At 41.1% G+C, this 14,911-nt stretch carries 16 protein-coding genes and 1 tRNA gene; 11 read left to right on the top strand and 6 right to left on the bottom strand.

The genetic code is table 11. The annotated features are described in order from the left end of the window. Together ACR2F3_RS08025 and ACR2F3_RS08020 are read right to left on the bottom strand one after the other, a co-directional pair. A partial coding sequence (locus ACR2F3_RS08025; RefSeq protein ID WP_432709465.1) for a carboxypeptidase-like regulatory domain-containing protein occupies positions 1 to 345 on the bottom strand: 345 nt, incomplete at its 3' end. Between the two features lie 118 nt (positions 346 to 463). Beyond that, the gene (locus ACR2F3_RS08020; protein WP_432709464.1) at positions 464 to 700 is read right to left on the bottom strand and encodes a hypothetical protein; all 237 of its coding nucleotides are present in this window, start codon (positions 698 to 700) and stop codon (positions 464 to 466) included. Between the two features lie 223 nt (positions 701 to 923). On the opposite strand from ACR2F3_RS08020, the gene ACR2F3_RS08015 reads away from it, so the two are divergent. The 4 genes from ACR2F3_RS08015 (at position 924) to ACR2F3_RS08000 (ending at position 3,802) form a co-directional block, all read left to right on the top strand. Then, on the top strand, positions 924 to 1,349 hold the full coding sequence (locus ACR2F3_RS08015) for an OsmC family protein (RefSeq protein WP_432709463.1): 426 nt from the start codon (positions 924 to 926) through the stop codon (positions 1,347 to 1,349). 82 nt (positions 1,350 to 1,431) lie between these two features. Then, positions 1,432 to 2,808, top strand: a complete 1,377-nt coding sequence (locus ACR2F3_RS08010; RefSeq protein WP_432709462.1) for an exonuclease domain-containing protein — start codon at positions 1,432 to 1,434, stop codon at positions 2,806 to 2,808. Positions 2,809 to 2,899: 91 nt separating this feature from the next. Then, positions 2,900 to 2,976, top strand: a tRNA-Arg gene (locus ACR2F3_RS08005). A gap of 229 nt (positions 2,977 to 3,205) precedes the next feature. Continuing rightward, the gene (locus ACR2F3_RS08000; RefSeq protein ID WP_432709461.1) at positions 3,206 to 3,802 is read left to right on the top strand and encodes a hypothetical protein; all 597 of its coding nucleotides are present in this window, start codon (positions 3,206 to 3,208) and stop codon (positions 3,800 to 3,802) included. A gap of 31 nt (positions 3,803 to 3,833) precedes the next feature. On the opposite strand, the gene ACR2F3_RS07995 is transcribed toward ACR2F3_RS08000, so the two are convergent. Continuing rightward, complete coding sequence (locus ACR2F3_RS07995; RefSeq protein WP_432709460.1) at positions 3,834 to 4,847, bottom strand: LacI family DNA-binding transcriptional regulator; 1,014 nt, start codon at positions 4,845 to 4,847, stop codon at positions 3,834 to 3,836. A gap of 163 nt (positions 4,848 to 5,010) precedes the next feature. Here ACR2F3_RS07995 and ACR2F3_RS07990 point away from each other — a divergent pair, with 163 nt between their 5' ends. The 4 genes from ACR2F3_RS07990 to ACR2F3_RS07975 all read left to right on the top strand — a co-directional run bounded on the left by ACR2F3_RS07990 (position 5,011) and on the right by ACR2F3_RS07975 (position 8,627). After that, positions 5,011 to 5,901: an inositol oxygenase family protein gene (locus ACR2F3_RS07990; protein ID WP_432709459.1), complete on the top strand. Its 891-nt coding sequence runs from the start codon at positions 5,011 to 5,013 to the stop codon at positions 5,899 to 5,901. 271 nt (positions 5,902 to 6,172) lie between these two features. Further along, entirely contained in the window at positions 6,173 to 7,804 is a 1,632-nt protein-coding gene (locus ACR2F3_RS07985; RefSeq protein WP_432709458.1) for a sodium/sugar symporter, read from the top strand. A 139-nt stretch (positions 7,805 to 7,943) separates the two neighbouring features. After that, on the top strand, positions 7,944 to 8,216 hold the full coding sequence (locus tag ACR2F3_RS07980; protein WP_432709457.1) for a hypothetical protein: 273 nt from the start codon (positions 7,944 to 7,946) through the stop codon (positions 8,214 to 8,216). An 18-nt stretch (positions 8,217 to 8,234) separates the two neighbouring features. Further along, complete coding sequence (locus ACR2F3_RS07975; protein ID WP_432709456.1) at positions 8,235 to 8,627, top strand: glycoside hydrolase domain-containing protein; 393 nt, start codon at positions 8,235 to 8,237, stop codon at positions 8,625 to 8,627. Here the strand turns inward: ACR2F3_RS07975 and ACR2F3_RS07970 are convergent. Together ACR2F3_RS07970 and ACR2F3_RS07965 are read right to left on the bottom strand one after the other, a co-directional pair. Further along, on the bottom strand, positions 8,624 to 9,199 hold the full coding sequence (locus tag ACR2F3_RS07970; RefSeq protein WP_432709455.1) for an NUDIX domain-containing protein: 576 nt from the start codon (positions 9,197 to 9,199) through the stop codon (positions 8,624 to 8,626). The two genes, ACR2F3_RS07975 and ACR2F3_RS07970, sit on opposite strands and share 4 nt — an antisense overlap. Positions 9,200 to 9,204: 5 nt before the next feature. Beyond that, positions 9,205 to 9,459, bottom strand: a complete 255-nt coding sequence (locus tag ACR2F3_RS07965) for a hypothetical protein (RefSeq protein WP_432709454.1) — start codon at positions 9,457 to 9,459, stop codon at positions 9,205 to 9,207. A gap of 151 nt (positions 9,460 to 9,610) precedes the next feature. On the opposite strand from ACR2F3_RS07965, the gene ACR2F3_RS07960 reads away from it, so the two are divergent. Both ACR2F3_RS07960 and ACR2F3_RS07955 read left to right on the top strand, forming a co-directional pair. Then, entirely contained in the window at positions 9,611 to 10,870 is a 1,260-nt protein-coding gene (locus ACR2F3_RS07960) for a PQQ-dependent sugar dehydrogenase (RefSeq protein ID WP_432709453.1), read from the top strand. A 123-nt stretch (positions 10,871 to 10,993) separates the two neighbouring features. Beyond that, positions 10,994 to 11,491 carry a DUF4126 family protein gene (locus ACR2F3_RS07955; RefSeq protein WP_432709452.1) on the top strand — a complete coding sequence of 166 codons (498 nt, stop codon included), beginning with the start codon at positions 10,994 to 10,996 and terminating at the stop codon, positions 11,489 to 11,491. On the opposite strand, the gene dnaA is transcribed toward ACR2F3_RS07955, so the two are convergent. Next, the gene (gene dnaA, locus ACR2F3_RS07950) at positions 11,492 to 12,922 is read right to left on the bottom strand and encodes a chromosomal replication initiator protein DnaA (protein ID WP_432709451.1); all 1,431 of its coding nucleotides are present in this window, start codon (positions 12,920 to 12,922) and stop codon (positions 11,492 to 11,494) included. It lies immediately after the preceding gene. 259 nt (positions 12,923 to 13,181) lie between these two features. On the opposite strand from dnaA, the gene ACR2F3_RS07945 reads away from it, so the two are divergent. Next, complete coding sequence (locus ACR2F3_RS07945) at positions 13,182 to 14,729, top strand: L,D-transpeptidase family protein (RefSeq protein ID WP_432709450.1); 1,548 nt, start codon at positions 13,182 to 13,184, stop codon at positions 14,727 to 14,729. The last annotated feature ends 182 nt before the right edge of the window (positions 14,730 to 14,911 follow it).

Below are 14,911 nucleotides of genomic sequence, written 5' to 3'. Positions count from 1 at the left end.
GGTGATACCCAATGCGCCAACTACATTAACCTCCGCCAGGCTCTGGGTACTGCCTGCCAAAGCAATATTGATGGTGTTCCGGTTACCAACGCTCACCTCCTGATGTGTGTAGCCAATGGCACTAAATACAAGTCTGGGGTTGTTTGCTTGCTCCAGCTTCAGGCTGTAATTACCTTCTTGATCAGTTACTGTACCTGCGTTCAGGCCTTTGATCTTAATACTGACTCCAGGAATTCCGGTTTTGTCACTTGCATCCGTCACCTTGCCCCTTACAACCTTCTGCGCAAAACTTGAGGATATGCAAAATAAGATTAAGGAAAGGAATAGGGTAAATTTTCCGTTCATATCTTTAGTTATTAGGATGAATTCAACTAACTAAATTTACAACAAAAAAATAACCAACACCCTGGCTGCAAACCGCTTAACAAGGAAATTTAAAGAATACGTATTTAACGAATAACGCTTAAGTAGTTTTACTCATGTTCAGTGAATTGAGTATCCTTTCCAACACGCCTGGTTCTACATTTGTGTATTTAGAAGTTTTCCAGGTCGAGTTTCCATCAAGCCATATGCAAAAAGAATGGCAGCCATCCATTATTACCGCATAGGTTTCATGAAAATCGTCAGGGATGCGCATGCAAAATCCCTTAACATGTTTTCCTTGCAGATCAAAATCGAAATTATGATAATTGCTGAACATAATATATTTGGCTAATGAGTATGAATAACAAAGCTGTATATAAAATGTTTCTTGGAGTTAAAGAAGATATTAACAAATTATTAACATTTCACGCTCTTATTAAAAAGCTCCTTTCGCAGCCTCAACCTACCATTTCTCGTTTGGTTAAACAGTGCTGATGGCACCGCATATAACCATTTTTCATCCCCACTGAAGATATTCGTAAGTTTAGAAAAATTTAACCATGAACAACGAACAACAAATTACAGCGATTACAGAAATAGACGAATCACATTACCGGACCAAAGTCTATTCAGGGGGTCATTTTATTTATGCCGACGAACCCTTGTCGATGGGTGGAACAGATGAAGGAATGTCGCCGGCAGCACTCTTATTAGCCAGTTTAGGCAGCTGTACCGCTATCACGCTCCGCATGTACGCCGATCGGAAACAATATAAACTTAGTGCAATTAAAATTGAACTGGCCATGGCGCCGGAAGCTACAATTGACGCTGGAACTGTCATTAACCGGTCTATCACCCTGCAGGGAGACCTAACCGAAACTGAACGTACGCGTTTAATACAAATTGCCGACAAATGCCCGATTCATAAGATGTTATCAAACCCTATACAGATTGTCACCTCAGAGATTCATCAGCAGCTGGCGTAATTATGAAGATGTTTGATTGTATTTTGCAGCTTGTATTGCTAATAAAATTAGTATATTTGCCAGATATTAATTCTATTTAACCATGCAATATGCTGTTGTAGATATTGAGACCACCGGTGGATTTGCATCAGGGAACGGGATTACCGAAATTTCCATACAAATTCATGATGGAACGAGGGTGCTTGATACCTTTGAGACCCTGATCAATCCACAAAGTTTTATTCCCCCTTATATCGAGGCTTTAACCGGAATCAGCAATGATATGGTAGAGCAGGCCCCGGTATTTGAGGAGGTGGCCGAAACCATTTACAACCTGCTTAAAGACCGCATATTTGTAGCGCATAATGTAAACTTCGACTTCTCCTTTGTTAAACATCACCTGGCGTTAGCTGGTTACGATTTGCAATGCAAAAAATTATGTACGGTAAGATTAAGCAGGAAGCTATTTCCTGGTTTTCCAACTTACAGCCTGGGCAAACTGTGCAACAGCTTAAAAATCAACATAGAAAACCGCCACCGTGCCGGTGGTGATGCGGCAGCAACGGCTGAGTTATTAGGACTGCTTTTGAAAGCTGATACTGATGGGTATATCAAACAATCATTACATAAGGCTTCTAAAGAACAGGCGCTCCCCCCTAACCTGGCCAAAAGTTGCGTTGATGGGCTGCCAGACAAACCAGGGGTATATTATTTCAAAGACGAAAAGGGCGCAGTGGTTTATATTGGAAAAGCAAAAAACATCAAAAAGCGGGTCTGTTCCCATTTCACAGGCAATAATGCTGGTCCGCAGCGCCAGGAATTTCTACGAAGTATCCATCATGTGGATTATGAAATATGTGGCACAGAGCTGATGGCCTTTATTTTAGAGGCTACGGAGATTAAAAGACTTTGGCCTAGCAGCAACCGGGCAATGAAAAGATTTGAACAGAAATATGCCCTGGTTTCCTATACTGACCAGCAGGGCTATAAACGCCTGGGCATTGATAAGTACAAAAAACAGGTATTGTCACTCTATAGCTTCAACAGCCTGGCCGATGGCCACCAACTGCTCCGCATGTTGATCAAAGAACATATATTGTGTGAAAAGTTGTGTTTTATCCAAAGTAAAAGAACGGCTTGTACAGGCCACGCATTAGGTTCTTGTACAGGTGCCTGTATTGGTGCAGAATCAGCTGCTTCCTACAATGTTCGTGTAAAGTATGCACTGCAGTCTCTTCATACCCTGCTGCCCTCTTTTGCTTTAATTGACCAGGGCCGGAACGAGGAAGAGCAAAGTTGTTTATGGGTAGAGAAAGGACAGTTTTACGGCATGGGATACGTTTCCCATTATAGTGATGTCAACGATTTGGAAACATTAAAATCGGCGCTCAAGCCATACCCTTCCAATGATTATATCCTAAATTTGATCCTTACTTACGCAGAAGCACACCCGTCAAAGAAGCTAAGTATAAAATTTTAGCCTTATTTTCAGTTCCTTAGCAGAAAAAACTAAATTTATTTGCTGTTTAAGGGCTTTTCTCCTATCTTTGGCGCTCCAAGAAATAGGAAATGCATCCATAGCTCAGCTGGATAGAGCAACGGTTTTCTAAACCGTAGGTCATAGGTTCGAATCCTATTGGGTGTACCACTTAAATACTTCAAACCCTGTAATTTAACAATTACAGGGTTTTCTTTTAACACGCATTTGCAAGCGTATTGCACCCACCCCCATTTTGAAAATTTCCTTTTTATTATTAAACGCAAGTGATTAGTTCGTAATTAATTAATATGTTTACTTTTATAAACACAATATTAATTTAACGAAGCCTCGGGCTAAGAGACCCTCACCTGTACAAAACACTTTTATAATTCTAACTATGAAAAAAACGCTTCTCCTTTGCTCCTTCCTGTTATTTAGCATCACCATGGCCAATGCCCAGGACATTAAAGATTTATATTTAGACTACTTGACTTCCAGATCGGAAGAGAGTGAAAACAATAAAACCATCAGCACAGCACTGGCGTTATTAAATCGCTCGGCAGAATTAAACGATAAACAGGTAGCAAATATAAATTTCCATCTCGCGAGGATTTATGAAGTAACCGGACTTCCGGAAAAAGCCATTGCACACTATGAAGCTTCTCTTCAATTAGAGCCTGATTATTATGTTACCCATAACGCATTAGCATTCCTTCATCTCAAAAAATGTGATAGTTTAGGTCAAGCAGTAACCGCTTCCGCTAAAGCGAAAAACGTTACGTTGAATGAAACAACTTACAAAGCTTATAAAATTCAGGTAGAGAAAACAATCCCCTTTTTCGAAAAAGCCCAGGCTTGCGATCCAGACGAAAGAGGCTTAAATATTTTACAAGGTCTGTACAAAAGCATCAGGAATACTGCTGCTTTAGCTACCCTACCAGAGCGCCTGACAACTTTAAGCAAAAATTGCGTCACTTTACTTGATGATGAATAATAAATTTTTTCAGCTCCTTTTCATTAATAGTTTACGCTTTCGTTGATTTCCTGACCACGAGTGTTGAAGGAATAACGATTTCTTCTTTTACCTGTACACTATCTTTGCGCTTCAGGAATGTCATCAGTGCCGTAGCAGCAACTTTACCGATTTCGAATGCCGGTTGTGTGATGGTGGATAAAGGCGGATTTAAATAAGCAGCGGTGTCGAGGTTAGAAAAGCTAATGACCTGCAGGTCGCCCGGGATACTTAGGTGTAATTCTTCACAGGCCTGGTAAATCGGGATGGCCAGTTTTTCGACCGAAGCCAATACCCCATCCGAGCGATTAGCCTCTTGAAGTCTCCCCTTCAATTGCAGGTAGCTGGCGTTGAAGTCATGGTCAAAAGTAATTACGTTTTGCTGCGCCACCACCAAACCTTGTTCGGCAAGCGCTGCTGTATAGCCCTGTAGTCTTTTGCTGGCTATTGACAGGCTTTTGGAATACGCGAGGAACATAATTTCTTTACAGCCATGTTCCAGTAGATGCTTTGTTGCTAAATATGCACTTTCATAATCGTTTGTCGTAATTTGGGAAGTTTCTACATCATCAAATACACGGTCGAAAAACACAAAAGGCAGTCCCGCCTGCATCAGTTCGTCTATATATAGGTGATCCTGCGTATCGCGGGATACAGACATCAGCACACCGTCGACCCTGCCACTCTCAAAGTCCATCAGGATGTTTTGCTCTTTCTCCCTGCTTTCATGCGTTAAATAGATCAACACATGATAACCGTTTTCCTGAGCCACCGACTCAATGCCATTAATGGCAAGTGCAAAAAAACTATCTACCACCTCTGGGATAACCACACCAATGGTCTTACTGGTTTTACTTCCAAGGCTGCTCGCATAGGGGTTGATCACATAATTAAGCTTTTTGGCCAGCTCATTAACACGCAACTTGGTTTCCTGACTGATTTCATGGCTATCGCGCATGGCTTTAGACACTGTTGAAACCGACAATTTAAGTTCTTTTGCTAATGTTTTGATCGTTATCTTACTCATTGATGCCTCAGCGCCTGGTAAATAATAGTGGAAACTACAAATAATTACCAATAAAGTGCTTCTACGAAAACGGTTGCGTAAAAAAATATCTCCATATGCTGAACAACCAGCGCTAAATTCCTCAATTTAGAATGACCAAATTGTAAATCTAAAACCTATACGTATGAAACCTGCTTATAATAACCTGGAGCCAAAAGAGATTAACCCGTTAAAAAGCCTTGATGTTTGGGAAGATGATACGCTGCAACGCTATCCGGACCCTAACTCTATTTCAGACGGCAAGGCTACTGAAGCTTTTAGAGATTACGAAAGCACGGAAAAAGACAACGTACGGGAGTTTTACAGGTTAAATCACCACTACCAGACCTACCAGTTTGTCCTAGATAAAAAAGCAGAATACCTGCAATTTAACAAGCGTGAGATGCCTTTCTGGGATGCCTTTCAGTTTTTGAATCAATTGGTAGACGAATCTGATCCGGATACCGACCTTGATCAATTCCAACACCTGCTACAAACCTCAGAAGCGATTCGCCGGGACGGACATCCCGACTGGATGGTGATGGTTGGTTTACTACACGACATGGGAAAAGTATTATGCCTATTTGGTGAGCCACAATGGGCAGTTGTAGGTGACACCTTCCCGGTAGGCTGTGCATTCTCCGACAAAATTGTATACGCTGAGTTCTTTAAGGATAACCCCGATTATCACGATCCTAGATACAATACCAAATACGGTGTCTACACTCCTAATTGCGGTTTAAAAAATGTACACATGAGTTGGGGGCATGATGAATATGTATACCATATGGCTAAAGATTACCTGCCAGAATCTGGATTATACATGTTAAGGTATCATTCCTTTTATTCCCAACACCGCGAGCATGCTTACAACCATTTGATGGATGAGCACGACCAAGAGATGTTTAAATGGGTAGACCTTTTTAATCCATACGACTTATATTCTAAAAGCCCAGTTGCTCCAAACTGGTCAGAATTAAAGCCGTACTATGAAGATTTAGCGGCTAAATACTTCCCACAGACACTGAAATTCTAATTACAGTTTCGGGCTTTTGCCAACAGTTTTTCAGATTTCATACCTTTAAGTTTTGCTCTATGTAGCACAGCAAAACTATGGGGCGAAATCTGTTCTCTTGTTTCTTAATGGCACCCTCAACTTGCTCATGGCCAGGCTTCGCCAAAAACTTTCACAAAATCCAGAATATTGAGATTAATTTCTTATTATCGCTTATCATTACCTGGTGCTGGTTGGTTAACCTACACCTAATTTATTTTCCAGGATAATTTTTGTTTCGACTTCACCAAATATGAACCAATTACAACTTGCCGATTATATCGTCTTCTTTATCTATTTCTTTGCTGTAACTGCCTATGGATTTTACATCTACAACCGAAAGAAGAGCGCACAGACAAGTTCTAAGGATTTTTTCCTTGCCGAAGGTTCATTAACATGGTGGGCCATTGGCGCTTCGTTAATTGCTTCCAATATTTCTGCAGAGCACTTTATCGGCATGTCAGGATCCGGATTTGCCTTAGGGTTAGCCATATCTACCTACGAATGGATGTCGGCCGCCACCCTTATTATCGTGGCTATATTCATCATTCCAATCTATTTGAAGAATAAGATCTTCACTATGCCGCAATTTCTTTCAGTAAGGTATAATGATAAGGTGAGTACCATTATGGCTATTTTCTGGCTATTGGTGTATGTTTTTGTAAACCTCACGTCGATCATTTACCTGGGTGCTTTGGCCATTTCTTCCATTTCACCCATCAGTTTTGAATGGAGTATTATCGGACTGGTCGTTTTCGCCATGTTTGTAACCTTGGGTGGAATGAAGGTAATTGGTTATACAGATGTGATACAAGTGGTGGTTTTAATTATAGGTGGCCTGGTAACAACTTACCTTGCACTTACCTTACTGTCCCAGGAGTTTGGCTATGGTAATGATATTATTAAAGGCCTGTCTATATTAAGGCAGGAAGCTCCTTCACACTTTCACATGATTTTTGAACCTTCAAACCCCTATTACAAAGATTTACCGGGTTTATCTGTACTCATAGGCGGGATGTGGGTAAACAACCTCGCTTATTGGGGATGCAATCAATACATTGTTCAGCGAGCCCTGGGTGCTGATTTAAAAACAGCACGTAACGGTATATTGTTCGCCGCTTTTCTAAAACTCCTGATTCCAATTATCGCCGTATTACCCGGTATTATCATGTATGTATTGCATAACCAGGGCCTCTTTCAGCAGGAGATGATGAATGAAGCCGGTGTGGTAAAACCTGATCAGGCCTATCCTACCTTAATGAACTTACTGCCAGCAGGCTTAAAAGGTATAGCCTTTGCTGCCTTAACAGCGGCTGTTGTGGCTTCCCTGGCGGGTAAGGCCAATAGTATTTCGACCATATTTTCGCTCGATATTTATAAAAAGTATTTTAACAAAGAGGCTTCCGAGCGTAAAATGGTGACGATTGGCCGCTGGGCTGTTGTGGTTTCCATGGTCATTGCCGGTTTGGTTACTCCGGCCCTAAAAACCCTTGATCAAGCCTACCAGTTTATCCAGGAATATGTAGGTTTTATTTCTCCAGGTGTACTGGCTATCTTCCTGATGGGCTTTTTCTGGAAACGGACCACGGCAACGGCAGCAATGACTGGTGCGCTACTCACCATCCCAATGTCAACCGTATTGAAGTTTCTTCCTGTATGGACCAATGGTGCTTTCCCTGATTATCCATTCTTAGACCGTATGGCTATCACTTTCGTCACCATCGTTTTAGTGATGGTGGCCATTACGCTGATTAATCCGAAAAAAGAAAAAGAAAGTGATGCCATTGAAGTTGACTCTTCCATGTTCAGGATCACCACAGGTTTTGCTTTTGGATCAATCCTGATCATGGGCATCCTGGTGGCATTATATACGGTTTTCTGGTAAACTTAATCTTCATCTATGCAGGACGACTCGAAAACTAAATACTTACAAGGGATAAGCTTTTTCAAAAAGTTAACGACATTAGGCCTGGTTTTCTTTTGCACAGCTGCCATCGCAAAATCTGCTGCCCTATGTCCAGCCAATGGCAGGCACCGCGGGTTCTACTACCTTGGCTGCACTAAAACATAGCGAAGCAGGTTCAGAAAAAAATGCCAATACCATACCTGCAGTAGGTTTGCCTTTTGCCATGACACAATGGACCCCGCAAACACAGCTGACAGAAAATAAATGTATTCCGCCTTATTTTTATAAAGACACCAAGATTAATGGTTTTCGAGGTACGCATTGGCTAAGCGGGTCCTGTACACAGGACTATGGAAGTTTTTCTATTTACCTCAACAAAATCTGGAGGTAGAAATGATAGTTACCGCTCGTGCCGAATTCATGCAATTTACATCAACAGCGGCCGATACTTGTTGGTAACGCTTTTGCACAATCTTTAATACTGAAAGGACAACAAGGTGACTGGCTCCCTATTTCCCCATGCTTTGCATCCATGGGCTTTTACCCGGTTAATCCTGTTTCCAATGAATACCAGCTTACTTCACCATTATTTGACCAGCTGATCATGAGGTTAAAAGGTGATAAAATTTTCGAGATCCTAACACATAAAGATAGCCCTGACGCTATTTACATCGGCAAGGTGTTTTTGAATGGCAAATTATATGACAACAAAACTATCACCTATGATCAGATTATGGCTGGTGGTAATCTGGAAATCTGGTTACAGGCCGAACCTGGTAATTGGGGAAATATGGGGCGTTAGCTTCGCCCCATAAAAAAATGTTGTAACAAGATCATCGTCTTGGCATCGAAAATTTCTCCTGCGATCAGTTTAGCCCTGGCCTCGTCAAAACTCAGCTCTACCAGTTCTATTTCTTCTGCCTCCTCTTCCAGACCACCAAAAGAATCATGATCAATTTCACTTTCATAATGGGCGGTGAAAAGATGCAAAAACTCTGTTAAACCGGCGGCGGAAGTGTACACGCCGCCAATTTCTTTCAAGTCAGTAATGTTGTAACCAGTCTCTTCCTTCACTTCGCGATGTGCGGTTTCCACTGGGCTCTCTCCTTCATCAATTAATCCTGCACAGGTTTCGAGGAGGTAGCCGGATTCGTTGCCATTTAAAAACGTAGGTAACCTGAATTGTTTTGTAAACAGCAGCTTCTCCTTTTCCTCCTCCACTAACAGTACAGATACCGCGTCAGGGCGATAGTATACTTCTTTATCCTGTTGCTGTATTTCTCCTTTGCGATCGGGTTTACTATAAGTAATCCATTCTAAAGGATATTTTCGCTGCGATAAAGTTTCTTTATTTAAAATTTCGATGTTATCCATATGACTTATAGTTCCTCATCCTCCTCTTCGTCATCAATAATAATGTCCTCTTCAACGATTTCTTCAACATCTTCGTCCTCCTCATCGTCATCATCATCGTATAAGTCCTCATCCAGGTCCTCATCCAGGTCCAGATCATCTTCTTCGTCGCCAAACTCCTCACCATCCTGATCGTTTACCGGCGTACGTTTAACCTGGAACTGTTCGATGTTTTGAATTTCTTCTTCTTCGTCTTCTGGTCTTTGATTTAGGTTTTGCATAATGATAGATTTTAGTTCTCTTGCATAACACTTATACCGCCTCAGGGTTTTGCTGATATACAGTTTTTAGCTTTAATGATTTGCAAAACGCTTTCGAATGCTATATCTTTAAATACGAATATATTTTCGTCATAATTACACGATAATTTCTATGAGATTGATAAGTTACAAAACGATGGTCATTGGGATGACCTTTTTGTCTGCAACAGCAGCATGTAATAACAACTCCGAGCTTTCTGATTCAAATGGCCAGGGAGATAGCGCGGCGGCTGACACCACGAAATTGCCTCCAGTGGAAACCAACCCACCAAATACGGATTACAAAGCTGCCCTTGAAGGACAAACGCGTGCTCCTGGTGTAAAGACAAATACGGCATTGTCTATCGACGTGTTAAACAGTACGCTTAAAAATCCATGGGCCATTTGCCCTTTACCAGATGGTCGTTTCTTAATTACACAGAAAGGTGGAACACTGGTTTTAGTATCGGCAGACGGTGCTACAGTAAAAAACATTGCAGGTTTACCAAAAGTAACTGCAGAAGGTCAGGGTGGATTGCTTGATGTAAACATCGATCCACAGTTTGCATCTAACGGGATGGTTTACTGGAGTTATTCTGAAGAGACCAAAGACGGTACCGTTACTGCAATTGCTAAAGGTAAATTATCTTCAGATGAGAATAGTATAGAAAACCCTGTAGTGATCTACCGCGCCTCACCAAGGTTTAAAGGTTACCTGCATTACGGATCACGTATTGTATTTGACAAAGAAGGAAACTTGTTTGTTAGTATCGGGGAACGCTCAACAAAAGAAACGCGTGTGAAAGCACAGGATCTTGATGCAACCCTTGGTAAGATTGTTCATATCACAAAGGACGGCAAACCAGTTGGTAAGGGACCCTTCGCAAGCACCTCTAAAGCTAAACCGGAAATTTTTGCCTACGGTTTACGTAATCCACAAGGACTTGCTTGGAATCCAACAACCGGAGAGCTATGGGAAGCTGAATTCGGACCACGTGGTGGCGATGAGATTAACATCATCCGCTCAGGTAAAAACTATGGCTGGCCAGTTATTACTTATGGTTTAGAATATAGTGGGGAAAAAATTGGCGATGCCATTCAACAAAAAGAAGGCATGGAACAACCAGTATATTATTGGGATCCAAGTATCTCACCTTCGGGAATTGCTTTCTACAATAGCGATGTAATTCCAGAATGGAAAGGCAACCTGTTTGTTGGTGCATTAAGTGGTACACACATTGCCCGTCTGGTGATTAAAGACGACAAAGTTGTTGGTGAAGAGCGTTTATTGAAAGATGAGGGTCAACGTTTCCGTGCCTTGGCACCGGGACAAGATGGCGCCTTGTACGCCGTAACTGATGGCGGTAAATTATATAAGATTTCTAAAAAATAATTAATATTCAATATTATTATTGAAAATAGCTACCTGGAAGTTATCCAGGTGGCTATTTTTTTTAGAACTAAAATGTCACCTTGCTGTTGTTTAGCTGCATATAAACAAAAACAAGCGTCTCCTATGAAAATTAAACCAGCTATCAAAATGAACGACCATTACATCCTGAAAACCTTGGCAGCGGGTTGGATATCGGGCATGAGAAGTGTTTCAGCACTTGCTTTCACCAGTAATTTAATACACCAGCATCAGGTATTATTGCCTCTATCAAAGCCTTTACGTATACTAGCCAATCCAATTGTGTCAAAAACAATACATGGCCTTGCTGCTGGCGAATTTGTAGGTGACAAATTACCTGAAACACCCGACCGTGTAGCCCCCGCACCCTTAACCGCGCGAACCTTGATGGGTGCCATATCTGGTGCAGTGATATACACTTTAGCCAAAAAAAGCCCCTTTACTGGAGCTTTAGTTGGTGGCCTTACGGCTATTGTATCTTCTTATGCGATGTATAATTTAAGGAAAGAGCTAAGGCTTAATTCCAACGTACCTGATGCGACCCTGGGGTTTGCTGAAGATGCGCTGGTAACTGGAGCCCTTTTCGCTTCCAGAAAGAAGTGATTACCCCATCTTTAGTTTCTTCTCAATATCGTTTACGTAAGTTCTGAACTTTTTATCGGTTTGAATTAAGTCTTCTACCGTCTGACAGGCGTAAATAACAGTGGAGTGATCCCTCCCGCCAAAAAAGGCACCTATAGTTTTTAACGACGATCTGGTCATGGCCTTAGACAAATACATAGAGATTTGACGGGCCTGCACCACTTCGCGTTTACGGGTAGATGCTTTTAACAAGTCCATAGGCACTTCAAAGTACTCACAAACCAGTTTCTGGATGATATCCATTGACACCTCTTTGTTGGTGTTTTTGATAAAGTTTTTCATCATTGCCTTAGCCAATGGCAAATCAATCTCTTTTCTGTTCAAGGTTGATTGGGCCAATAATGAAACCATGGCACCTTCCAGCTCTCTGACGTTGTTATTAATGTTATGTGCAACATATTCCACTACCTCATCAGGTAAGTCAATACCATCAACATACATTTTCTTCTTCAGAATGGCGATACGGGTTTGTAAGTCTGGCAGCGACAAATCTGCTGAAAGGCCCCATTTGAAACGACTCAATAAACGTTCTTCTAATCCTGATAAGTCTTTTGGTGCTTTATCAGAAGTGATGATAATCTGTTTACCGGATTGGTGCAGGTGGTTGAACACATGGAAGAAAATATCCTGCGTTTTCTCTTTACCCGCAAAATTATGCACGTCATCCATAATGATTACATCCATAGCCTGGTAAAAGTTCACGAAATCATTGATCGTGTTATTCTTTAGCGATTCCACAAATTGCTGGCAGAATTTCTCACAAGAAACATAGATTACCAGTTTATCCGGAAGTGTTTGTCTGATCTGGTTACCGATGGCTTGTGCAAGGTGGGTTTTACCCATCCCTGACGGGCCGTAAATCATCAGTGGGTTGAAGGAAGTTTCCCCTGGCTTAGCAGCAACAGCATGCCCCGCAGAACGTGCCAGTCGGTTACTATCACCTTCCACATAATTCTCGAAAGTGTAATTAGGATTTAACTGTGGATCAACCTGTATCTTTTTCAATCCAGGGATCACAAAAGGGTTCTTGATATCGCGGTTAATATTAACCGGTACATTCATGCTTTGCTTACGGTTGTCAGAGCCATTTCCACTTGATGGCATCTTGGTGGTATAAGGCAAAACGCCGTTTGAACTTTTGTCTACAACGATGTTATACTCCAAGCGCCCTTCATCACCCAATTGAAGCTTAAGGGTACGACGAAGCAAGCTTACGTAATGTTCTTCCAACCACTCATAAAAGAATAAACTCGGCACCTGTATCGTCAAAACTTTATCCTCCAATTTCAGGGGCATAATAGGCTCAAACCAGGTTTTGAAGCTCTGGGCAGGGATATTATCCTTAATAATTTGAAGACAGTTATTCCATACTTGTGTACAAGTGTTAATCATATAGTTCTTTAGTTTTATAGGTTTAGTACCTCCCGAGCGTTCAGGACATCCCCGTGGTTGGGGATGCGAAGATCACAAATTTTACTAACATTGAGTAGGAAAATTTTGTCTTTTTTATAACTTATTCATTAGCACAAGCATACAAGAAAGTTTGAAAAATATATTGTGGATAAGTGTTAACATTCGTATTTTATTAAGTAAAAACACTTTGAAATATCAGTAAATAAAAAAGAGGCATGAAATTTATTATACTAGTTGCATGAACAAGAAAATTTATGCGAACACAGGCAAAATAAGCTGCCTGATAATATTATTTCTGGCCCTGGCTACCCTACAATCCTGTAAGAAAAGTCGCTCCGACATAGGCCAGGTGTTATTTAAAGAAACGAAGAATAAAGTCTACAAAGGTATTGAAACGGATGCATTCATCGCCGTATTCAAAAAAACACTGGAAGAAAAAAAATCAATGCTTAGAAATCCTAAACTGATTACTGCTTTTTATGAAAGTAATGACTTTGATCCGGTACTGGTAACAAGCCACCTTCCTGACGAACAGCTAAAAACTTTGTCTACTTATTTGACCCAGGCAAACACCCATGGGCTGGATCCGCAAATATTCAGTGCCCCTACCCTATCCGGCTTGGTTGAAAAAGTGTACGATAAAAAAGCAATTAAAACTGTTGAAGAAGCATACAAAACTATTGCTGAGTTAGAGTTACTTACCGCAAACTCACTCATTGACTACAGTAATGCCATGCAGTATGGGATGATTAGTCCGAGACGGATCTATGCATCTTACTACACGGAAACAGATAGACCAGATAGTGTTTCGATGATGCGTGTATTTGCTGTAAAGGATTTAAAAAACTACCTGGATAGCATACAACCTAAAAGCCCGCAATACCTGGCTTTACAAAAAGGTTTAGCAAGCAGTGTTGTAGCGCCAGGAATGACACAAGAAGAAACCCTTCGCATGTTACAGGTTAACCTGGAAAGACTTCGCTGGAAAAACAGAACAGATGACAAGAAATATGTTGTGGTTAACATTCCAGACTTTACCCTTAATGTAATGGAAAATGATAAATCTGTTCTTAATATGAAGGTTTGCGTGGGCGAAGGCCGTAAACTAAACGCAAGCGATGAACTTAAAGAGTATGACGAAACTGATTTAAAGAAAGATCGTCCGTTTAGACGTGAAACGCCTCAACTTGGAAGTATGATTCACAGCGTGCAGGTAAATCCGGTTTGGAATATTCCAGAAAGTATTGCCACTAACGAAATTAGAAAACATGCTGCTGCAGATCGTTATTACTTATCAAATAATAATATTGATGTATTTAAGGACGGAAAGATTATAGAAGATACGGAATTAATAGACTGGTCGGATCCGGCAACAGGCAAAAACTATTCGTTTAAACAAAGACCAGGGGACGATAACTCACTGGGTAAAATTAAATTCCTATTCAAAAATGACGTTGCTGTTTATCTTCATGATACACCAGCCAAGGCCGCTTTTGACAAGAAAGTGAGAGCGGTAAGTCACGGTTGTGTACGTGTAGAAAAACCGCTGGAGCTTGCTCAGGCTTTATTTGGCAACAGCAAACAATATGAGGTGATCAAAACAGAGATGGCAAAAACTGAGAACCAGGAAGCAAAAGACATTGCCTTACCTACACAGGTTCCTGTTTACTTAACTTACTTTACCACCTGGGTTGATGCTAACGGCACCCTGCAATTTAGAAATGACATTTACGGTTTAGATGTGGTGCTATACTCCTACCTACAGAAACTAAATAAACCAGCATAAAAAATCCCGTTGAAGGTTATTTCAACGGGATCATATAATTTTTGGAAACCTTAGCTGCGCGATGGCGTATCTAAGGTTTTTTCTGTTTTTAAAGTATTTGCAGTAAGTAAAGCTGCCTGATGTTGGTTCAGGTATTTGGACGTATAATCCTCATTACTGGAATTGATAAACAATACTGTTTT

This window comes from Pedobacter sp., assembly GCF_045627485.1.
GTDB lineage: Bacteria > Bacteroidota > Bacteroidia > Sphingobacteriales > Sphingobacteriaceae > Pedobacter.
Note: the sequence above shows the minus strand (reverse complement) of the source record. Positions and strands in the feature narration are given on the sequence as shown.